The organism is Amycolatopsis sp. NPDC034160 (assembly GCF_055575355.1).
Genome location: NZ_JBVISU010000002.1, coordinates 468,383 through 488,669, shown reverse-complemented (window position 1 = coordinate 488,669; position 20,287 = coordinate 468,383). Strand labels below are relative to the sequence as shown.

The window sequence follows — 20,287 nt, the reverse complement described above, 5'->3', positions numbered from 1 at the left end:
GGCGATGGCGGACGCGGAAATAATGCATGACTCATGCATACAACTGCCCGCCATACCCCGCAACCGATCAGGCGCTGACCACCAGCGTCACACCGAGGGCGATCATCGTGGCGGCGACGAGACCGTCCAGCACCCGCCACGACGACGGCTTGCGGAAGAACCCGCTGAGCAGCCTCGCGCCGAACCCGAGCGCGAGGAACCAAAGCACGCTCGCCAGCACCGCACCGACGCCGAACGCCCACCGGCCACCACCGTGCCCCGCGGCGATCGCACCAAGGAGGAGCAAAGTGTCGAGGTAGACGTGCGGATTCAGCCAGGTGAGCGCCAGCGTGGTCAGCACGATGTGGCGCAGCGATCCGCCGGTCTCGGGGCCACCGGTATCCAGCGCCGCCGGCTTGAACGCGCGACGGGCCGCGAGAGCGCCGTAGCAGAGCAGGAAAGCGCCACCGACCAGGGTGACGATGGTCAGCGCTTCGGGTGACGCCCCCACCATGGCACTAACTCCGCCGACGCCGAGGCTCACCAGGATGACGTCCGAGACGATGCAGATCAGGACGACCACGAACACCGATTCCCGGCGGATGCCTTGGCGCAGTACGAAGGCGTTCTGCGCCCCGATCGCGACGATGAGGGCCATGGTGGCGCCGAAACCGGCGGCGGCGCTGAGCAGAACGTCTCCCATGGGAAGCACACTAGGAAGCGCCTGATCAACAGTACAGCTAAAGATTCTTACGTAACATTAGCGCTCATGATGACCGATCTGCCGCTCGACCTCGTTCGGACGCTGCTGGCGGTCGCCGACGAAGGCACGTTCGACGCCGCTGCCTCGGCACTGCACGTGACCCCCTCGGCGATCAGCCAGCGCGTCAAGGCGCTCGAACAGCGCACCGGGCGGGTGCTGCTGATCCGCACGAAACCGGTGCGCCTGACCGAATCCGGCCAGGCCGTCGTGCGCTTCGGCCGTCAACTGGCCTTGCTGGAGGCCGACACCAGGGCCGAACTCGGCCTGACCGCGGGCGAAGAACCGGTCCGGCTGCCGATCGCGGTGAACGCCGACTCGCTGGCGACGTGGTTCCTGCCGGCGCTCACCCGGGTGCCGCCCGAACAGAAGATCTGCTTCGAACTGCACCGCGAGGATCAGGACCACACCACGACCCTGCTACGGGAGGGGCTGGTGATGGCGGCCGTGACGTCGTCACCGGATCCGGTCGCGGGATGTTCGGCGCACCGGCTCGGGCACATGCGGTACCTGGCCGTCGTGAGCCCCGAACTCGGCACGGACCTCACCCTCGCCGAAGCCCCCGTCGTCGTCTTCGACCGCCGCGACGACCTCCAGGACCGCTTCGCGCGTGAACGCGGCACGATCGCGAGCTCGCTGCGGCACTACGTTCCGTCGTCCGAAGGATTCTTCGACGCCGTCGCGGCCGGGATGGGCTGGGGCATGGTGCCGGTCGCGCAGATCGGGAACCGCTTGCGTGACGGCACCTTCGCCTGTCTCGACGCGGACCACCCGATCGACGTACCACTGTTCTGGCAGCAGTGGAAACTCGACTCCCCCGCGCTGGCGGCGGTGTCGGCCGCCGTCACCACGGCGGCCGCCGACCTGCTGGTCGACCCGCCCGGATGAGGACGCGCACCCCGGCCGGGTCGTGAGATCCTGGGCGCATGACGCGCGCACTGCACCTGGTCGGGGACGAGGAAGCGGACCGACTGCTGAGCGAAGACCCGTTCGCACTGCTCGTCGGCATGCTGCTGGACCAGCAGTTCCCGATGGAGCACGCGTTCCGCGGGCCGCAGAAGATCGCGGACCGGATGGACGGTTTCGACATCGAGAAGATCGTCGCGACGGACACCGAGACCTTCGTCGAACTCTGCGTGGTCCCGCCGGCGATCCATCGCTACGGCGGCTCGATGGCCCGCCGGGTGAAGGACCTCGCCCAGCACATCGTCGAGGTCTACGACGGCGACGCCGCCGGGATCTGGACCTCCGGGCGGCCCAAGCCGGACGGTCCCGAGGTCCTCAAGCGGCTCAAGGCGCTGCCCGGTTTCGGCGAGCAGAAAGCCAAGATCTTCCTGGCGCTGCTCGGCAAACAACTGGGCGTGCAGCCCAAGGGCTGGCGCGCGGCCGCCGGTGCGTACGGCGACCGCGGTTCGCGACGCTCGATCGCGGACGTCGTCGACACGAAGACCCTCGGTGAGGTGCGGGCGTTCAAGAAGGCGGCCAAGGCCGCCGCCAAAGCCCCGGCGGAGTAACTACCGACAGGTTCTGGCAGCTGAGCGTCCGCTTGATGCCTCCATACACGGTTCCGAGCGAAGTCGTGAGTGGCGATTCGGGTTAGAACACGACTTGCCACTCACGACCCCCTCGCGAAACCGCCTAAATCACCTAACCGGACACTATGGTCGTCGACAATGTCCCTTATGGACAGTCAAGAGCGGGCCGCGCCTCGGGTGTTACGCCTCCAAGCACGCGAGATCCGTCGTTGAGCACGCGAGTGCGGTGCCGCCCCACCCAGACCCCATCCCGAAAAAACGCGCCACCTTTGCCCAATCTCTCAATAGAGCACGACTTGCCACTCACTCGACAACTACTTCTTCCCGGCTCCCGGCCACGGCCCCGGCGTCTCGGCGGGCAGTCCGGCCTGCTCGACCTCGGTGCGGAACACCCGGAAACCGCGTGCCTGGTAGTTCTTGAGCGCGGCCGGGCCGTCCGTGGTGCAGGTGTGGACCGTCACCCGGCGCGTCGCCGTCTTGCCCGGCCAGCGTTCCGCGAGCGCCCATGCCTCACGCAGCGCGACCGTCAGCAGATGCCGTCCGATGCCCTTCCCGACAAAGGACGACATCAGGCCGAAGTACGCGAGTTCGACAGTGCCTTCAAGACCGGCTTCGCCGCTGCCGTCGAGTTCGAAGTACCCGCACGGTGTTCCTTGCGCGTAGGCCACCCAGGTCTCGACGCCAGGCCTGTCCAGCCACTCGATCCACTGCGCCCAAGTCCAGCCGAGCCGGTCGGTCCAGAACCAGTCGCCGCCGACGGCGGTGTAGAGGTACCGGTTCAGCTCCGGGCTGACCAGTTCAGCGCGGGTGACCGTCACCGGGACGGCGGGCGGCCCGGCCGCGCTCAGGTCGTCCGGCGAGGTCTGTTCGAGGTGCCAGGTGGTGATCTCCATCCGGCGATCATTTCAGCCAGATCCGCAGCGGCCTCAGTGCCGTGTACCCGGCTCGCAAGGCGGCGGCGAGGTCGTCGCCGTGTTCGTAGCCGGTGATCGGCAGGCCGGGAACGTCGTGGCGACCGCCGAGGTCGCGCCACGCCACGCGTCACCGAGATCGCCATGAGTGTACGAAGTGGACAGTTCGGCGAAGTCGCCGTCACGGTTGACGGTCACGCCGGAGACACCGTCGGGGCTTCGAAGAGCGCCTCGAAGCCCGCTCCGGAGAGGTCCAGGCAACCGATACTGTCCTTCACCGAGCAGCCCGGCGACAGGTCGATCCCATTCAGCACGTCCGATACCGACGCGTCCGGTGCCAGAGTCACCGCGTCCGGGTACAGCGGCGGCGTCCGCTACACCCGCGCGAACCACAGCACATCCGGTTCCCCTTGCGGCACCGGGATCTTCAGCTCCCGCACCTCGCCGAATCGCGCTCGCAGCCGCTTCGCGAACGACGGAACCGACTCGGCGCTCCACACGGCGAGTACACCGCCGGGACGCAGCCGTGCGGCGAGCATGTCGAGGCCGTCGTTCTGGTACAGCTTCGTGTTACCGTCGGTGACCGTCCACTCAGGACCGTTGTCGATGTCGAGGCACAGCGTGTCGAACCGTTCCTCCGTCCGGCGCAACCACTTCACCAGATCGGCTTCGACCACGGTGACCCGCTCGTCGGAGAGAGCGTCGCCGTGGACGTCCTTGAGCGGGCCCTCGCGATTCCAGCCGATCACGGCGGGTTCGCGCTCGACGACCACGATCTCGCCGACGCCGGGGTGGTCCAGCGCGGCACGCAGCGAATAGCCGACACCGAGGCCGCCGATCAGCATGCGTGCCTTGCCCGGCACCAGATCCGCCGCCACCGAGACGAGCAACCGTTCGGATTCACCGTTGCGGGTGTCCATCAGGAAGACCCCGTTGGCGATGACTTCGAAATCCTCGCCCGCGCGGCGAAGCACGAGTTCGCCGCTCCTCCCGTCCACCACGTCGAGTACATCGGTCATCCGGGCAGCTTATCGACGACGGTCACCGCGAGCCCGCGGATTTCACCGAAGCCCTGGGCCGATCGTGGCGTAAACCTGTACGAGCCCCCTCCGACACTCCTAACCTTGAAGCGTCGGAGGTGGTACTCATGCACGCGACCGTCGGAGACGAGATCCACGTGCACGGACGCACGGTGGGCTCGGCTGAGCAGCGCGGTGAAATCCTCGAGGTACGCGGAGAACACGGCGCCCCGCCATACCTCGTCCGGTTCGCCGACGGGCACGAAGGGCTGGTCTTCCCCGGACCTGACTGCGAAATCCAGTCTCGCGCCGAATAGGCGTCACTCGGCCGGCGCGGGCCGCCGCACGCGGCTCCGCCAGCCCGTCACGACCACGGCCGCGCCCAGCGCGGTCAGCACCGCCGCGATCTCGGGCAGCAGGAGCGGACCGCCGCCGCTGAGCACCGCTCCCCCGACCAGACCGGAGAGGCCGACGCCGAGGTAGATGGCGGACGCGTTGAGCGAGAGGACGAGCCCGGCGTTCTTGCTGGACAACTCGATCAGCCGGTGCTGGATCGGCGGGTTGATCGACCAGGTGGCCAGGCCCCAGAGGAAAAGGGCGACCGCCGCACCGGCGACGGTGGTCGCCACCAGCGGCAGCATCGCGAGCACCACGGTGATCCCGCCGAACACGACCAGCAGCGGTCCCCTGGCGCCCCAGCGGTCGGTCGCGCGGCCGCCGAGGACGTTGCCGAGCGCGCCGCCCGCGCCGTAGACGAACAGCAGCAGGCTGACCGTCGTGCCGTGGACGCCCGCCGTGGCGGACAGGACCGGCGAGATGAAGGTGTAGACGGAGAACGCGGCGAGGCAGCCGAGCACGGTCGCGCCGAGCATGGCGAGTACACGCGGGTCCTTGGCCACGGTGAACCGTTCGACCAGGCGGACCGGAGGCGGTGCCGGGACGGCGGGCAGGACCATCCGGACCGCGATGGCGCCGAGAAGCGAGAAGGCCGCGACGAGCGCGAACACGGCGTGGTAGCCGACGCTCTGCGACAGGACGCTGCCGAGCGGGACGCCCAGGATGGTCGCGATGGTCAGGCCGCCGAAGACGAGCGCGACGGCGCGGCCCCGGCGTTCGGGCGTGGTGAGTTCGGCGGCGACGGCGCTGGCGGCCGGGGTGAACACGGCGGCGCCGATCGCGGTGACCACCCGCGCCAAGAGGAGGGTCACGTAGCCGGGCGCGAGGGCGGCGAGGGCGTTGCCGACGGCGGTGACGACGAGGGCGGCGACCAGGAGGGTGCGCCGCTCCCAGCGGCCTGTGACCGCGGCGAACAGCGGCGAGCCGACCGCGTACGCGATGGCGAAGGCGGTGACCAGCTGAGCGGCGGCCGTCTCGGAGACGCCGAGCTCGCCGGTCAGCGCGGGCAGCAGCCCGGCGACGACGTAGCCGCTGGTGCCGACCGCGAAGGTGCCGAGTGCCAGCACCGAGGGCCTAGATGGCGCGAAAGTCATGGACTCCCCAGCTCCAGACCCCTTTTCACGTCGCCTCCCGCTTCGGCCCGGATCGCGTTCAGCCCGCTAAAGGCGATCCGGGCCCCGGTCGCCCAGGTGCCCCACGGAGCGCGATTAGCCCGCGAATGTCGACCTGGGTCCGGGGGCGCCCGGCTGGCGCCGGAGCGCGATTAGGGGGCGAAAGTCGCTCAGGGGTCGTTGTTCGATGGTTGTCGTAGTTCGATGAGGACCGTACTACGAACCTCCGGGAAGTTCGAGGGGCGTCGTACTATGGACTCATGGCCGCGACCACCACCCCGCAGTACGCCTACCCCGGGCAGGACGAGATCCGGATCGAGGCGGTCCTCGCCGCGCTCGCCGACCCGGTGCGCCTCGACCTGGTCCGCCAGCTGGCCACGCCCGGCACCGAGATCTCCTGCAGCGGATTCGACGTCGCCGTGACCAAGTCCACACTCACCCATCACTTGCGCACCCTGCGCGAAGCGGGCGTCATCATGGGCCGCCAGCAGGGCACCACGCGCTACAACTCCTTGCGCCGCAACGATCTCGACGAGCTCTTCCCGGGACTGCTCCAAGGAGTCCTCGCCGCTCGCCGCTGAGGGTGGTCAGCCTCACCCGAAACCGGGATGACAAAGGCACCCTCGATCCGTTGAACTGGATGCAGGACAGCTCGTCGACGCTGAGGCCGAACGCGCTGTCTTCTTTTGTGCCCAAGACCTAAATCGATTCAGCTCCCCATCCGCGACGCTGGGCGAGTAATCGTTTACTCACGTACGACCCCGGAAGGAGAGCCGTGCCCGTCGCGCTGCTCGCGCTCGCCATCGGTGCCTTCGGCATCGGAACCACCGAATTCGTCATGATGGGCGTACTGCCCGAAGCCGCCACTGATTTCGGTGTGTCGATCCCGTCCGCCGGTTACCTCATCTCCGGCTACGCCCTCGGCGTCGTGGTCGGCGCCCCGCTGCTCACGGCGGCCGCGGTCCGGCTGCCGCGCAAGACCATGCTGCTGGCGATGATGGGGCTGTTCACGCTCGGCAACGCCCTCTTCGCGCTCTCGCCGAACCAAAGTTTCGGCGTCGCTTTCCGCTTCCTCGCGGGCCTGCCGCACGGCGCGTTCTTCGGCGCCGGAGCGGTCGTCGCGTCCAGCCTGGCCAAACCGGGCGAACGCGCGAAGGCCGTCTCGATGATGTTCATGGGCCTGACCCTGGCCAACGTCGTCGGCGTGCCGCTGGGGACGCTGCTCGGCCAGAAGGTCGGCTGGCGCGCGACGTTCGGCGTCGTCGCCCTGATCGGCCTGGTCGCCATCGCCGCGATCGCGAAAATGGTCCCCCACCAGGGCAAACCGACTGAACCGTCGCTGCGCGGCGAACTGGGCGCCTTCCGCCGTCCACAGGTGTGGCTCGCGCTCGCGATCGTCACCTTCGGCCTCGGCGGCGTGTTCGCCTGCCTGTCCTACATCGCGCCGATGCTGACCGACGTCACCGGCTACTCGCCGTCGAATGTCACCCTGCTGCTCTCGCTGGCCGGGGTCGGCATGACGATCGGCAACTACCTCGGCGGCAGGCTCGCCGACAAGGCGCTGATGCCGAGTCTCTACCTCGCGCTGACCGGGCTCGCGACGGTGCTGGCGATCTTCACGATCACCGCGAACGGCAAGGTCGGCGCCGCGGTGACGATCTTCTTCGTCGGCCTCGCCGGCTTCATGATCGGCCCGATGATGCAGGCCAGGATCATGGAGAAGGCGGGCGGGACGCCGTCGCTGGTCTCGGCCGCGGTGCAGTCGGCGTTCAACATCGCGAACTCGATCGGCGCCTACCTCGGCGGCCTGGTGATCGCGGGCGGCCTCGGCCTGGTCGCGCCCAACTGGGTCGGCGCGTCGCTGGCCGTGCTGGGACTCTCCCTGGCCGCGGTCTCCGGCGGTCTCGACCGCCGTGAGGCCCGGGTCCCCGCGATGGCTTCCTGACCCCCAAAGCGCGTGAAGGCCCCCTTCCCTCAGCTCAGCCGAGGGAAGGGGCCTTCACGCGCATCAGGACAGGGGACCGCCGGTGATCGTGAAGGCGATGAAAAGGATCAAGACAGAAAGCGCGCCATAAGTCAGGACGTCGACCGGCTTGCCCCGGATCGCCAGCAGCCCCGCCTTCGCGTCGGGAAGGACCGCCCTCAGCAGACCCGCGAGCATCAGGGCCCCACCGATCAGCGCGGCTCCCTGCCGCCAGTGGTACTGGCCGATCCGCAGGGCCGCGACGGCCACCACCAGCATCACCAGCAGGAACGGCAGGTGACGGAGCAGTGCCCCACGGTCACGCCGCTGTCCGGCCACCGCCATCAGTCCTCGTCCTTCATGGCCTCACGGGCAAATCGGTTCACCTCGTCAGTATCCCGGGTGAGTTAACGGACACCAGGTCAGGGCGTCTTCGCCAGTTGTCAAGAGCGGCAAAACCCACATGCGGGGTGCACGCGGACGCGGATACGGTCAAAATGTGACCGTGGCACAACCGACGACTCAGCTGAACGCGACCGAGCAGGACACCCTGGTCAAGCAGATCGGCCTCGCCCTGCTGCGGGCCGCGCCGCGTGATTGGCGGAAGGTGACCGCCGAGTACCGAGCCGTCGGCAGGTACCACGAGATGACCGGCGAGATCATCACCGAGGACGGCACCGCGCACGAATGGGTCGCGACGCACGACATCGCGACGCTGTTCGGCAGGCTCCGTGCCGGGATGTATCGCGACGGCCGCGGCACCTGGTTCAACGCTCGTTACCAGCTCGACCACCCGTCCAGCTACAACCTCGAATACAACCGCGACGAGCCGCAATGGCGTCTCGCGCCGCCTCCGCAGGCGTACTCCGACGAGCTCCGCATGTTCCCCCGCTCCGAGGAGAACGTGCCCGAATGGCTGATCCGGCGCATGTCCGGTCTCGGCCCGGAGCAACCCGGACCGCATTTCCGCATCGCCCGCATCTTCGACACCATCGGCCCGGCCGGTCGTCCGGTGATCAACCGGCCCGATCTGGAGATCGAGGAGCAGGACAGGCTGCTCGAATACCTCGACCACGCGCCGCTGGTGGTCACCGAGCGCGGCTACGACATCGACAGGCTCGCGCAGACCCCCGAAGCCACCGTCCCGGTCGCCTTCCACAGCGACGGCCAGTGGATCTGGCCCGCCGCCGTCAACTTCTACCTGCGCGAGTACGGCGTCTCGCCGGAACTCGACCTGATCGACCACGTCCGGCAGAACGGCTTCACCCTGCCCGAGGTCGACGACTCCACGCTGCAGGCCGCGGCGGGTTACCTCACCCGGGGGAATCAGCCCCCGCAGCAGCGGCCGAACGGCCCGGGTGGTCCCGGTGGACCGGGTGGGCCCAACGGTGGCCCTGGTGGTCCCGGTGGACCGCCTCCGCAGGGCCCGCCGCAGAACGGTCCGGTGCCGCCGCAGCAGGCCCCGGTCAATCAGGGCGGTCCCGGTCAGCCCGGCCCCAACGGGCTCGCGGGCCCGGGTGGTCCCGGGCCGAACCAGACCGCTCAGCCGCCCGTCCCGCCTGCGCACCAGCAGGGGCCGGACGCTGCCTCGATGGCCGCCGCGTCGGCCGCACCGGTCGCGGCCGCCGCGGCCGTGCCCGCTGCCGAGAGCACCCTCCCGGACCAGGCCGAGCAGGCCCAGCGGTACGGAGAGGACTACGACACTCAGGACTACCAGGCGCAGGACTTTCACGAAGCCGCCGCCGAGCAGCAGTACGCCGACGGCTACGACGGGCAGTACCCGCACGAAGAGGCGCAGTTCCACGAGTCCGAGCAGGACGTCTACGCCGACGAAGCCCGGCAGGACGAGGAGCCGCATCAGCACGTCGAGCCCGAGCAGGAGCCGCAGGCCTCGCATCAGAGGCCACTCGCCGATCCCGAGGCCACGACGTACGCGCGGCCGCTGCAGGGCGACTCCTACGCCCAGCAGCACGAGGACACGCGACCTGAGGACGCGTCGTACGACCAGGACGACACCGAGACGACGGCGGGCTATACGCCGGTCGAGCAGGCCGACGCGGACGCGCTGCCCCTCCTCACGCACGACACGGAGGCGCCGAATCCGCCACCGCCGTCGGACTCCGAGGTCACGCAGGTCGACGCTCCGTCGCAGGAACAGCCCGCCCCGGTAGCGGCCGCGCACCTCTCCCGGCCGGAGCCCGAACCGCGGCGCGCGGAACTCCCGCGTCGCGCGGCCCCGGAGTCCCAAGATCACCGTCGGCCGCGCCGCGCCGAGCACCCCGTGCCGGTGCTGAACGAGCTGCAGTCGAAGTTCGACGAACTCGACGTGCCCGACGACGTCTACCGCATCGGCTCGCCCGCCGAACACGGCTGGAGTGTCGAGCAGGTCGACAGCGGTGGCTGGCGGGTCGGCTGGTACGACGGGAAGCTGACCAACCCGGCGGTGTTCGGCGACGCCGAGGACGCGGCCGCGTTCATGCTCGGCAAGGTCCTGCTGAACCCGAACGGTGCTCCGCCCGCCGCCGAGCAGGCCTTCGACGAGCGGTCCGCTGTCGAAGAGCAGCCTGCCGAGGAACCGCCCGCTCCGGCAGCGCCCGTGCTGGCGACGCTCTCCCCCGAGATCGCCACCGGTTCGCATCCGGTGCCGCCGCGGGAGTCGATCCCGGCGCAGGAGCAGACGGCGTTCACGACGGCGGAAGAGCTGCTCGGGGACGACCTGGACGACGAGCCCGCCCCCGCTCCGGTCCCGCCCGCGCCCCCGGTGCGGCCGAACCCGACGCTGGCGAGCCCGCCGCCCGCCCCGCCCCGGCGCGAACCGCCGGTGACGCCGCCTCCGCCACCGATGCGGCGCGAGGAACCGGCACGTCCGCCCGCCGCCGCGGCGAACACCGGGCAGCCCGACGCCAAGCAGAACTGGCCGATCTCGCCGCTCAGCGGTGAGCCGCCGCTGACGCTGTTCCGCGGCAAGGAACTGCGTGAGCTGCCCGCCGGCAGCGAGCTGGACCGCTTCGGCGGCCCGAACGGCAACCTGACCTATGCGGCCGGGACACCGTTCGAGGAGCGCTCGCTGGTGCCGGAGTGGGTTAACCGGCCGTACCACGTGTACCGCGTGCAGCGTCCACTCGAAGCGCTCGCCGGTGTCGCGATCCCGTGGTTCAACCAGCCCGGTGGCGGGTCGGCGTACCTGCTGCCGGCGTCCATCGAGGAACTGCTCGCCGAGGGCGACCTCATCGAACTGGACCCGGGCGAACCGCCGATCGACTAGCTCCCGTAAGTGCTGTGAAAGGTCCTTTCCTTGCAAATTTCGCAAGGAAAGGACCTTTCATAGCGGTCAGGGGTCAGTGGATGACGAGGCCGTGCGCGGCGGCGTAGGCCACGGCGGTCTCGGTGTCCACGTGGACGCCCGAGAGGTTCGCCTGCACCAGGCCGTTGGCGTCGAGCCGGGCGCCGCGCAGATCGGCACCCTCGAGTTTCGCGCCCGCCAGCCGGGCACCGGTGAGGTCGGTGCCGCGCAGATCGGCGCCGCTGAGGTCCGCCTCGGTCAGGTTCGCCTCGCGCAGCCGAAGCCCGGACAGATCCACTTTGGACAGTCGATTGCGGCTCAGCGAGACCAGCGACAGATCGCATTCGGTGAACGCGATCTTCTGGAACCGGCAGTCCACAAAGGACGAACCGAGCAGCGAGCAGGAGCTCCACCGGGTGCCGGCGAGCACACTGCGGTCGAAGGTGCACGACCGGAACGCCGACGCCTCGTGGCGCGAGCCCTCGAAGTCGGCCTTGGTGAAGTCACACTGGTCGAAGGTGCACCCCTGGGTACGGAGTCCGCGGAGGTCCGCCTCGGTGAAGTCGCAACCGACGAAACTACGTTTTTCCCACCATTGCTGGGAAAGGACGGCTTCTCGGTAGTCTTCCGCAGTCTCGGTCACCCCTCCAGGATCGCATACCGGCTGGGGACGATCTTCGAGCCCGACACGTACCGCATGGCCTCGATGAACTTCGGGTCGTTCATGCGGCGCTCCATCTCCGGGTACTCGAGGTCGACGAGCCGGGTCTGGATCCACCACAGGTTGCCGAACGGGTCGCGGACCCGGCCGACGCGGTCGCCGAAGAAGAGTTCCGTCTGCCTCGTGACCTCTTCGGCACCCGCTTCAATGGCCCGGCGCTGTGTCTCCACGCTGTCCTCGACGTAAAGCCGCAGGTACGCCGGGGTGTCGACCCAGTCGTCCTGCGCGTCGAACAGCATGACGACGGAGTCGCCGATCCGGACCTCGGCGTGCCCGATCTTCCCGCCCTCGACGTACACCGGTTCACCCAGCGGCTCGGCGTCGAAGACCTGCTTCAGGAAGTCGATCACGCCCGCGGTGTCGCGCGAAATGATCCACGGGGTGACGGAGTGATAGCCGGCGGGGATCGGACTGGCGGCGATGTTCGCGCTGGTCATCAGGGTTCTCCTCGGTCGTTTCAGTGCGTTGAGGAGAACCCTAAAGACCGTATAGGACAGAACATGTCCTAATGCGATTTCAGCAGGAAAGACGGCTTCGTCTTCCGCCACTCCGGCCTGTCCAGCGAGTCGAGCGCTTCGACGATCCGCTTCTCCTCGTAGCGGAAATGCGTTTCCATGATCGCCGTGAGCCCGTCGAGTTCCCGCTGGACGTGCAAAATCTCGGCCGGACTCGACTCCGGACCGATGCCGCCGACGAGTCCTTCGAGTCGTTCGATGATCCCGGTCATGACGTCATGGTCGTGCGCGAGCTCTTCGAGAACCGGCCGTAGTTCGGGGAATTTCTCCGACAGCACAAGGAATGCGCCGCCGTCCTCCCCGGTGTGATGCCTGGTCAGCGCCGAGCAGAAAGTGAAGCAGTGCGCACGCAGATCGCGCAGTCGCTCGGCCCGGCCCGCCGCGACCGACCCGAGGTCGTCGTGCAGTCCGGCCAGCTCTTCACGCAGCCACTGATGAACTTGAACGAGTTGATTTCCGAACGCCGTCAGCCGGTCGTTCGACGAAGAAGGGGTTTCCATGATTTCCCATGGTCCGACGCCTCCGCGCCCACGACGGTCTCTTTGCCGGGTGCACTGCGACGTTGATCGAACTACAGCACGAACATCGCCCGGTCGTCAAGCATGGTCAGCGGAAGTCACGGGACTTGGCGGTGATCCGCAGCGGCAGGTGCCGGATCTGTTCGGCGAGGACGTTCACCACCTCACCGGTGCGTTCGACCACGCCGCCGACCAGCAGCGCGGGACTGCCGCGGGCCACCCGGTGATAGCGCTGCCACACCCCCATCGTGCAGATGACGTTGATCATCCCCGTCTCGTCTTCGAGGTTCATGAAGGTGACGCCGCCCGCGGTCGCCGGCCGCTGGCGATGGGTCACCGCGCCTCCGGTCAGCACGTGGGTGCCGTGCGGGATCTCACGCAGGCCCGCCGCCGTCACGACACCGAGTTCGTCGAGGTGACCCCGGACGAACTGGGTCGGGAAGCTGTCCGGGGACACGCCGGTGGCCCAGACGTCCGCGGCCGCGACGTCGATTTCTTCCATGCCCGGCAACATCGGCGCTTTGGCCCCGGTGGTGAGACCCGGCAGTTTTTCCAGGCTCTCGTCGGCGACCGCGCCCGCCGCCCAGAGCGCGCTCCGCCTGCTCTCGCCGAAACAACCGAACGCACCGGCCGTGGCCAGCGCTTCGATCTGTGGTTTGGTCAGCCGCACCCGCCGGGCGACCTCGGGCAGATCCACGAACGGGCCGCCGCGGGCGCGCTCCTCGACGATCTCCTTCGCCAGGTTCTCGCCGATCATCCGCACAGTGGACAGGCCACCCCGCACGGCGAGCAGCTTTCCCCCTTCCGGCAACGGTTCCAACGTGGCGTGCGGAAGACTCGCGTTGATGTCCGGGCCGAGCACCTTCACCCCGTGCCGCCGGGCGTCGGCGACCAGTGACTGCGGCGAGTAGAACCCCATCGGCTGGGCGCGCAGCAACCCGGCCAGGAACGCGTCCGGGTGGTAGTACTTGAAATACGCGCTCGCGAACACCAGCAAGGCGAAACTCAGCGCGTGACTTTCCGGGAAGCCGAAATTCGCGAACGCCTTGAGTTTGCCGAAGATCTTCTCGGCGAGTTCCGCTTCGATGTCGTTCTTCGCGGCACCTTCGAGAAAACGTCGTTTGAGCCGTTCCATCCTCCGTTCGGACCGCTTGGACCCCATGGCGTGCCGCAGCTGATCGGCCTCCGCCGGGGTGAAATCGGCGACGTCGAGCGCGATCTGCATCATCTGTTCCTGGAACAACGGGACGCCGAGGGTCTTCTTCAGCGCGTTCTCCAGTTTCGGATGGTCGAAATCCCATTTCTCCTGGCCGTTCTTGCGCCGGATGTAGGGATGCACCGAACCACCCTGGATCGGACCGGGCCGGATGAGCGCGACCTCGACCGCGAGGTCATAGAACTTCTTGGGGCGCAAGCGAGGCAGGGTGGCCAGCTGCGCACGGCTCTCCACCTGGAAGACGCCGATCGCGTCGGCGCGGCAGAGCATTCCGTAGACGTTCTGATCCTTGAGATCCAATTCGGAGATGTCGACCTCTTCCCCTTTGTGGTCACGAACGAGGTCGATCATATAATGCAGGGCCGACAACATTCCGAGCCCGAGCAGGTCGAATTTGACCAGCCCCGCGGCGGCGCAGTCGTCCTTTTCCCACTGCACGACACTGCGGTCCGCCATCCGGGCCCATTCGATTGGGACGACCTCGCTCACCGGCTGCTCGCAGATCACCATCCCGCCGGAATGGATGCCGAGATGCCGGGGGAAGTCCTCAAGCGCGCAAGCGAGTTCGACGACGTCGGCCGGGATGTCGTGATCGTGGTCCTTTTCCGTGGTGCGCAACGCGCCCCAACGGTCGATCTGCTTGCTCCACGCGTCCTGCTGACCGGGCGAGTACCCCAGTGCCCGCGCCGCGTCACGGACCGCGGAGCGCGCCCGGTAGGTGATCACGTTCGCCACCTGCGCGGTGTTCAGCCTGCCGTATTTCTCGTAGACGTACTGGATCGCCTCCTCACGACGATCGGATTCGATGTCGAGGTCGATGTCCGGGTAGCCGTCGCGATCGGGAGCGAGGAAACGTTCGAAGAGCAGGTTGTACCGCACGGCGTCGACCTTGGTGATGCCGAGCGCGTAGCAGACCGCCGAGTTCGCGGCCGATCCCCGGCCCTGGCAGAGGATGTTCTTCTCCCGGCAGAACCGCACGATGTCCCAGACGATCAGGAAATAGCCGGGGAAGCCCAGGTCTTCGATGATCTTCAGCTCGTGCTCGATCAGCTTCTTGGCTTTTTCGCGGTACTCGGCGTCCTTGTTCTTCTCGTGTTCCTTGGCGCCCTCAAGGGTGAGTTCCGTCAAGTAGGACGCTTCGGTGTGTCCCTCCGGCACGTCGAACGGCGGCAGCTTCGGCACGATGTGGTGCAGTTCGAACGCGCATTCCCGGCCGAGCAACGCCGCCCGCTGCACCGCGCCCGGATACCGCGCGAAGATCTCGGCCATCTCCTCCCCCGAGCGCAGGAACGCCGTCCCCGCGGCGGGCAGCCAGCCCTCCATGTCCTCCAGCCCGCGCCGGGCGCGGATCGCGCTCAACGCGTCGGCCAGCGGGGCACGCTCCGGACGGGCGTAGTGCGCCGCCGTGGTCGCCACCGTCGGCAACCCGAACTCGTCGGCCATCTCGCTCAGCAGGTCGTTGTGCGTGCTGTCCAAGGGAAGACTGTGGTCGATCAGTTCGACGTAGACGTTGTCCCGGCCGAAGCGGTCGATGAGTTCCTTCAGTCGTACCACGGCCGCCGCGGGCCCCTCGGTGACGAGTGCCTTCCGCACCGCGCCCTTGCGGCAGCCGGTGAGCACGACGCACTTCCCGCGGACCTCTTCGGCGACCGCGCGCAGGTCGTAGACCGGTCTGCCCTTTTCCGCCCTTTCCTTGGGGGACAACGACTGCCTGTCGAAGCCGTTCAGCTGCCCCGCGGTGATCGCCCGGTTCAGGCTCAGGTAACCGTCCTTTCCCTTGGCCAGCAGGAGAAGGTGCTCCCCCTCGGGGTCGGCGAACCCGTTCTGCGGACCGGACAGCCCGAAGCTGAGTTCCGTGCCGAAGACGGTGTGCACGCCGAGTTCCCTGGCCGCCTCGGCGAACCGCACCACGCCGTACATGCCGTCGTGATCGGTGAGCGCGATCGCGTCCAAGCCCAGGCGCGCGGCCTCCTCCACCAGTTCCTCGGGATGGCTCGCCCCGTCGAGGAAGCTGAAGTTCGAATGGCAGTGCAGTTCGGCGTAGGGCACCCGGCGCGCGGTGGCGCCGTCGTCGTCACCGCTCAGGTCGGCGAGATCGGCGGGCCGCTGGTAGCCGTGCCGTTTGGCGCTCCACGCGGGGCTGTCCCCGCCGTCGCCGGGCGGGACCTCGCCCGCGAGCTCGCGGGCGAGGTCCTTCCACGGCCGTGGAGGGTTGTTCCAGCCCATCGGTCACCGGTTCTCGGGCGAACGCCTCGGCACGGGGACGAATACTTCCGCTCGCGGGACGCACGCCGCCCATGCCGTGTCCAACTCGGCGCGCTGCACCGGGATGGCCGGTTCCTCCAGCCATCGCCGCACCAGCCGCGTGTACTCCTCGTCCATGTTCAGTCGTACTTCCCTTCCAGTGTCCACATTGGATTCTGTCGGTGTTCGAACCGGAGCAGCACCGCTTCCTCGGTGTCGTGTCCGTCGGCCAGCAGCACCTGCAGGCGGATCCGGGTCCCCGACCGCGCGTGCCCGGCCCCGGCCCGGACACCGACCAGCCACGGACCGGCCCACGCAAGGACTTCACGCGGCTCGCCGCCCTCGAAGCTCACGAGGAACGGCGGGGCGGTGACCCGGCGCCGCGCGGTGATCTCCACCAGACGGCCGTTCTCGTCCAGCACCTGCGCGGGCACCGGTCGTGCGAACACCGTCGCCGGGGAGGGGGCCGGGAGCCGCCCGGCCCAGTTCGCGTCCGCCTGCGCGGATTTCTCCCGTCTGTCTCCCCACGGCACCAGCCGGACGCGTTCGGCGGGATCGCGACCGCCGTCGAGTACCGCGGTGAAGACACTTTCCGGACCGAGCAGCCCCTGCACCCGCACCAGGGCCCGTCCCGCTCGCTCACCGGCCAGGTCGTCGTCTTCGGTGGAGGGCCGCAGTGCGCCTGCCGCGCCCGCTTGCCACAACCCGAGTTGCAGCGTGCGGCCTTCGACGGTCTCTTCCGGCTCCAGCCGCAGCCGCACGACCCCGGAATGGGGGCGCTCCTTCGCTTTCAGCCAGCCTTCGAACTGCCAGCGCACCCTGTCCGCGACGCCGAGCGGGGTCAGCGGCTCGGCGCAGCGCCACACCCGGCCGAGCTGTTCACCGGTCTCGGTGGTGGCGTAGATACCGAGCCGGGTGCAGGCCAGCCCGTGTGCGGCGAGTCCGGCGTGGAACCGCTCGCCGAGCCCCCTCGCCACGAACGCGGCGGCGTCGACCCGGTCGATCGGCGGGTCGAACGTCTTCGCGAGCGACAGTTCCGGCGGCGGACGGCGGCGCAACGGCGGACGTTCGGAACGCCCGCGAGCCAACCGGTGGGCGAGCACGCCTTCCATGCCGAAGCGCGCGGAGACGTCATTTTCGTCGAGCGCGGCGAAGGCACCCAGTGTGCGAAGGCCGAGCTGCCGGAGCAAGGTGACCAGTTCGGCCCGCCCGGCTTCGGGTTGGTCGAGTTCGCGGATGGGCAACGGAGCGAGGAATTCCGCCGTCTCCCCCGGCCCGACCAGCGTCGAACGGCGGGCGGCGAGCGTCGCGGCGAACAACCCGTCCGCGACGCCGACCTGGCATTCCACCCCCGCGGCCACGGACACCTCGTCCACCAGCCGTTCGAGCAGTCCGTGTTCGCCGCCGAAGTACCCGGCCGCGCCGTCGACCGGGACGGCGACGATCCCCGGGCGCACCACCTCGACCCCGACGGCCAGTTCCTCCACCGCCTGCGCGACGGGTTCGAAGAGCCGGGCGTCACGGCCGTCGTCCTCGCCGAAGGCCGCCAGCTCCGGGCAGCAGGACTGGGCCTCGCGCCGCCGCATCCCGCGGCGGACGCCGTATCCCCTGGCCACCGCGGTGCAGGCGACCACACGGTTCGCCGAGAACACCGCGGCCGGGCGGCCAACGGGTTCACCCGCGAGGGCCGCGGCGGCGACCGCGGGCCAGTCCGGGCACCACAGCACCAGCATGCGCACGGGCGGGTTCACGCCGTCCCCCACCTGGTCGTGGGAAGGTCCGCTCGCTCGACTTCACCCTCGCCGGGGAACCGCAGCAACGCCGACATCGGCCGGGCGGCCGCGCCCCGGCCACCGGCCCGCACCTCGACCTCGCGGGCGCGCAGGTAGCCCGCCCCGTCGCCGGTGAAGCCCGTCCAGCGGGATCGATGGCAGGTCAGTTCCACTTCGGCGCCGGGCCACGGCCCCGAAGAGAGCAGGACCGAACCGCGATGGCGAGCGCGCGCGGAAAGCCGCCTCGCCACCTCGGGCCGGGCGAGCCCGGGACCGACGACCACGAGATCGAAGCCGTCGAGCAGGGCCGCGGTCACCGCCGGGAACTCGGCACCGGGACGGGGGACCAGCGCGAGCCTGCCCACCTCGACCCCGAGTTCCGCGGCGGCGACCACCCCGAGCGCGGGCAGGCCGACCGCGACCGCCCACGCACCGCCGGCGGTCGCGGCGGCGAGCAGGGTGAGCAACAGTGACGTGGACCCCAGCACCGAAACGGTGCTCCCGCGCCGGAGCCCCGCGGCGGGCAGCAGACCGGACAACGCCGGGGACACCGGGAGCACCCTTCCCGTCGTCCTCGCGTGTTCGGCCGTGGAAGCCACGCCACTGGCCGTGCTCACTCCTGGCAAAGCCGCCAGCCTCGCCAACGGCAAGGCCCGTGCCTCGACCACCTCCGCTGTCACCGGACCTCACCTCCCCACGACACCTGGACCGTCCTTTATGGACGGCTTGAGTGCACCACGGGGAAGGCGGCGCCTCGAACGCGTGTTCGATACATCCAGTACACCGGCTGCCGCGGCGCTTGTCAAGCGACGTGGGAACGATCACCGGACCTGTCACGCAGCCGGTTACGAACTCCTTCTCCCCCAAGAAATCGACGAGAAACGGGCGCGCCTCGCCCGGACGCGCGGAGGGCGGGCGCGGTGACGCCCTCGCTGTACAGCCACCGCCGGATCAGGCGCCCTGACGTTCCTTCTGCCGCCGCATGAGCTCCTCGATGTTGGTGGGCAGGGTGGTCTCGAAGTCGATCAGTTTGACCCAGGTCGGGGTCACCACGATCCGGACCATGCCGTCGTAGAGCGAGCGCACGCCCTCCTCCCACTCGGCCCGCTGCTCGGGCGTCATGTCGTAGGTGCCGTTCCACTGCATGTACTCGTGAGGAATGCCGTCGACGACGTCCAGTTCGGCCCGGCCGCGGATGAGCAGGACCTTCGGCGGGTGCGATTCGGTGTCGATGGTCAGTGCGACCGCGGGGTTGCGGCGCAACGCCGGCAACTTCCGCGCGTTCTTCGACGTGCACATGACGATCTCCTCGCCGTTCCAGAAAATGCCGATCGGAATCGACCGCGGCGTGCCGTCGTGCCAGGTGAAGGCCAACCGGGCCAGGTCACGGGCCAGCAGCTCCTGACTGAGCGGGCGGTTCAGGATTTCGTCGATCGCGCCCTGGTGCATGCCGGTCTCCTCTGGTCGCTGTCTTCGCGGACACCCCAGGGACGCGGCCGCCTCGACCACTTCGACAACTCACAACTGTGACCCCTGTCACATCGCCTTTAGTGGGCTAACCGCGATGCGTCTGTCGAAACGGGCCCCGGCCAGGCGTCGCCTCTATGAAGGCAAAAAGAGAGGACAGCCATGGCGAAGAACTCCGAGGTCCGCTTCGAGGGCTTTCTGCCCACCACCCCCGCCGATACCTGGGCCGCGATCACCACGGGCACGGGCGGCTGGCTCTGGCCGATCCGGTACGAGCCTCGCGACGGCGGTGCCGAGTCCGGCCTCACCCCGAATGGCGGCATGGTGACCGCCTGGAAGCCGTCACGGCACTTCGTCACCTATGCCGAAGACGAGAAGGGCTGGTTCAACACCCTCGAGTACGTCCTCGAACCGAAGGACGGCGGGACGTACCTGCGCTTCGAGCACACCACCGTCCTCGACGACTGGGACGTCGAATACGACGCTTGCCGCCGTCACACGGACTTCTACTACCACTCGCTCGGTGAGTACCTGGCGCACTTCAACCGCCGCGAGGCGAAGTACCTCAAAGCCGACGCGCCCGAAGCGTCGACGGCACCGGAGGCGTTCGAAGCGGTCCTGGCGGCTGTCGGAGCGAAGGCTGTGGGCGACAAGGTGCGCTTCGCGGTCCCGGGCGTCGACGACATCGAGGGTGTCGTCGACTACCTGACGTCGACGTTCCTCGGTATCCGGACCGAGAACGCGCTGTACCGCTTCTACGGCCGGAACGTGTGGGGCTGGCCTGTCGGCATCGGGCACCACCTGTTCGCCGAGGACGCCGACGCGGACAAAGCTGAGAAGGCGTGGACGGCCTGGCTGAACGACCTTTACGCGTAG

General features: G+C 68.8%; 22 protein-coding genes. 7 read left to right on the top strand and 15 right to left on the bottom strand.

Annotated features, from left to right (window positions below):
- Positions 1 to 67: 67 nt before the first annotated feature.
- Positions 68 to 682 (bottom strand): LysE/ArgO family amino acid transporter, encoded by a 615-nt coding sequence (locus tag ACZ54P_RS07255; protein WP_465460627.1) that lies wholly within the window; start codon positions 680 to 682, stop codon positions 68 to 70.
- Between the two features lie 66 nt (positions 683 to 748).
- Here ACZ54P_RS07255 and ACZ54P_RS07250 point away from each other — a divergent pair, with 66 nt between their 5' ends.
- Both ACZ54P_RS07250 and ACZ54P_RS07245 read left to right on the top strand, forming a co-directional pair.
- Positions 749 to 1,627 (top strand): LysR family transcriptional regulator ArgP, encoded by an 879-nt coding sequence (locus ACZ54P_RS07250; protein ID WP_465460626.1) that lies wholly within the window; start codon positions 749 to 751, stop codon positions 1,625 to 1,627.
- 38 nt (positions 1,628 to 1,665) lie between these two features.
- Positions 1,666 to 2,253, top strand: coding sequence for an HhH-GPD-type base excision DNA repair protein (locus ACZ54P_RS07245; RefSeq protein ID WP_465460625.1), 588 nt, complete (start codon positions 1,666 to 1,668; stop codon positions 2,251 to 2,253).
- A 335-nt stretch (positions 2,254 to 2,588) separates the two neighbouring features.
- Here the strand turns inward: ACZ54P_RS07245 and ACZ54P_RS07240 are convergent, their stop codons facing one another.
- From ACZ54P_RS07240 to ACZ54P_RS07225, 4 genes are all read right to left on the bottom strand, one after another.
- Entirely contained in the window at positions 2,589 to 3,167 is a 579-nt protein-coding gene (locus tag ACZ54P_RS07240; protein WP_465460624.1) for a GNAT family N-acetyltransferase, read from the bottom strand.
- Positions 3,168 to 3,174: 7 nt separating this feature from the next.
- Positions 3,175 to 3,312 carry a hypothetical protein gene (locus tag ACZ54P_RS07235; protein ID WP_465460623.1) on the bottom strand — a complete coding sequence of 46 codons (138 nt, stop codon included), beginning with the start codon at positions 3,310 to 3,312 and terminating at the stop codon, positions 3,175 to 3,177.
- A gap of 67 nt (positions 3,313 to 3,379) precedes the next feature.
- Positions 3,380 to 3,532: a hypothetical protein gene (locus ACZ54P_RS07230; protein WP_465460622.1), complete on the bottom strand. Its 153-nt coding sequence runs from the start codon at positions 3,530 to 3,532 to the stop codon at positions 3,380 to 3,382.
- A 27-nt stretch (positions 3,533 to 3,559) separates the two neighbouring features.
- On the bottom strand, positions 3,560 to 4,204 hold the full coding sequence (locus ACZ54P_RS07225) for a spermine/spermidine synthase domain-containing protein (RefSeq protein ID WP_465460621.1): 645 nt from the start codon (positions 4,202 to 4,204) through the stop codon (positions 3,560 to 3,562).
- A gap of 128 nt (positions 4,205 to 4,332) precedes the next feature.
- On the opposite strand from ACZ54P_RS07225, the gene ACZ54P_RS07220 reads away from it, so the two are divergent.
- A complete protein-coding gene (locus tag ACZ54P_RS07220; protein ID WP_465460620.1) occupies positions 4,333 to 4,521 on the top strand; it encodes a DUF1918 domain-containing protein in 189 nt (62 codons plus the stop codon).
- Positions 4,522 to 4,524: 3 nt separating this feature from the next.
- Here ACZ54P_RS07220 and ACZ54P_RS07215 read toward each other — a convergent pair whose 3' ends face one another.
- Positions 4,525 to 5,694: an MFS transporter gene (locus tag ACZ54P_RS07215; RefSeq protein WP_465460619.1), complete on the bottom strand. Its 1,170-nt coding sequence runs from the start codon at positions 5,692 to 5,694 to the stop codon at positions 4,525 to 4,527.
- 278 nt (positions 5,695 to 5,972) lie between these two features.
- Between ACZ54P_RS07215 and ACZ54P_RS07210 the strand changes: the two genes are divergently transcribed.
- A complete protein-coding gene (locus ACZ54P_RS07210; protein WP_465460618.1) occupies positions 5,973 to 6,293 on the top strand; it encodes an ArsR/SmtB family transcription factor in 321 nt (106 codons plus the stop codon).
- A 194-nt stretch (positions 6,294 to 6,487) separates the two neighbouring features.
- The gene (locus ACZ54P_RS07205; protein WP_465460617.1) at positions 6,488 to 7,657 is read left to right on the top strand and encodes an MFS transporter; all 1,170 of its coding nucleotides are present in this window, start codon (positions 6,488 to 6,490) and stop codon (positions 7,655 to 7,657) included.
- Positions 7,658 to 7,720: 63 nt separating this feature from the next.
- On the opposite strand, the gene ACZ54P_RS07200 is transcribed toward ACZ54P_RS07205, so the two are convergent.
- Positions 7,721 to 8,020, bottom strand: coding sequence for a DUF3017 domain-containing protein (locus ACZ54P_RS07200; protein ID WP_044855640.1), 300 nt, complete (start codon positions 8,018 to 8,020; stop codon positions 7,721 to 7,723).
- Positions 8,021 to 8,138: 118 nt separating this feature from the next.
- Here ACZ54P_RS07200 and ACZ54P_RS07195 point away from each other — a divergent pair, with 118 nt between their 5' ends.
- Entirely contained in the window at positions 8,139 to 10,940 is a 2,802-nt protein-coding gene (locus ACZ54P_RS07195) for a TNT domain-containing protein (RefSeq protein ID WP_465460616.1), read from the top strand.
- 73 nt (positions 10,941 to 11,013) lie between these two features.
- On the opposite strand, the gene ACZ54P_RS07190 is transcribed toward ACZ54P_RS07195, so the two are convergent.
- The 8 genes from ACZ54P_RS07190 to ACZ54P_RS07155 form a co-directional block, all read right to left on the bottom strand.
- A complete protein-coding gene (locus ACZ54P_RS07190) occupies positions 11,014 to 11,601 on the bottom strand; it encodes a pentapeptide repeat-containing protein (protein WP_465460615.1) in 588 nt (195 codons plus the stop codon).
- Positions 11,598 to 12,116, bottom strand: a complete 519-nt coding sequence (locus ACZ54P_RS07185) for a VOC family protein (RefSeq protein ID WP_465460614.1) — start codon at positions 12,114 to 12,116, stop codon at positions 11,598 to 11,600. The genes ACZ54P_RS07190 and ACZ54P_RS07185 overlap by 4 nt, the downstream gene beginning before the upstream one ends.
- A 68-nt stretch (positions 12,117 to 12,184) precedes the next feature.
- On the bottom strand, positions 12,185 to 12,694 hold the full coding sequence (locus ACZ54P_RS07180; protein WP_465460613.1) for a hemerythrin domain-containing protein: 510 nt from the start codon (positions 12,692 to 12,694) through the stop codon (positions 12,185 to 12,187).
- Between the two features lie 106 nt (positions 12,695 to 12,800).
- Positions 12,801 to 16,154 (bottom strand): error-prone DNA polymerase, encoded by a 3,354-nt coding sequence (locus tag ACZ54P_RS07175; RefSeq protein ID WP_465460612.1) that lies wholly within the window; start codon positions 16,152 to 16,154, stop codon positions 12,801 to 12,803.
- 3 nt (positions 16,155 to 16,157) lie between these two features.
- Complete coding sequence (locus ACZ54P_RS07170; RefSeq protein WP_167386360.1) at positions 16,158 to 16,310, bottom strand: hypothetical protein; 153 nt, start codon at positions 16,308 to 16,310, stop codon at positions 16,158 to 16,160.
- Between the two features lie 2 nt (positions 16,311 to 16,312).
- A complete protein-coding gene (locus tag ACZ54P_RS07165) occupies positions 16,313 to 17,905 on the bottom strand; it encodes a DNA polymerase Y family protein (RefSeq protein WP_465460853.1) in 1,593 nt (530 codons plus the stop codon).
- A 14-nt stretch (positions 17,906 to 17,919) separates the two neighbouring features.
- Complete coding sequence (locus tag ACZ54P_RS07160; RefSeq protein WP_465460852.1) at positions 17,920 to 18,594, bottom strand: hypothetical protein; 675 nt, start codon at positions 18,592 to 18,594, stop codon at positions 17,920 to 17,922.
- 301 nt (positions 18,595 to 18,895) lie between these two features.
- Complete coding sequence (locus tag ACZ54P_RS07155; RefSeq protein WP_465460611.1) at positions 18,896 to 19,393, bottom strand: pyridoxamine 5'-phosphate oxidase family protein; 498 nt, start codon at positions 19,391 to 19,393, stop codon at positions 18,896 to 18,898.
- A 180-nt stretch (positions 19,394 to 19,573) separates the two neighbouring features.
- Here ACZ54P_RS07155 and ACZ54P_RS07150 point away from each other — a divergent pair, with 180 nt between their 5' ends.
- Entirely contained in the window at positions 19,574 to 20,287 is a 714-nt protein-coding gene (locus tag ACZ54P_RS07150; protein WP_465460610.1) for an SRPBCC family protein, read from the top strand.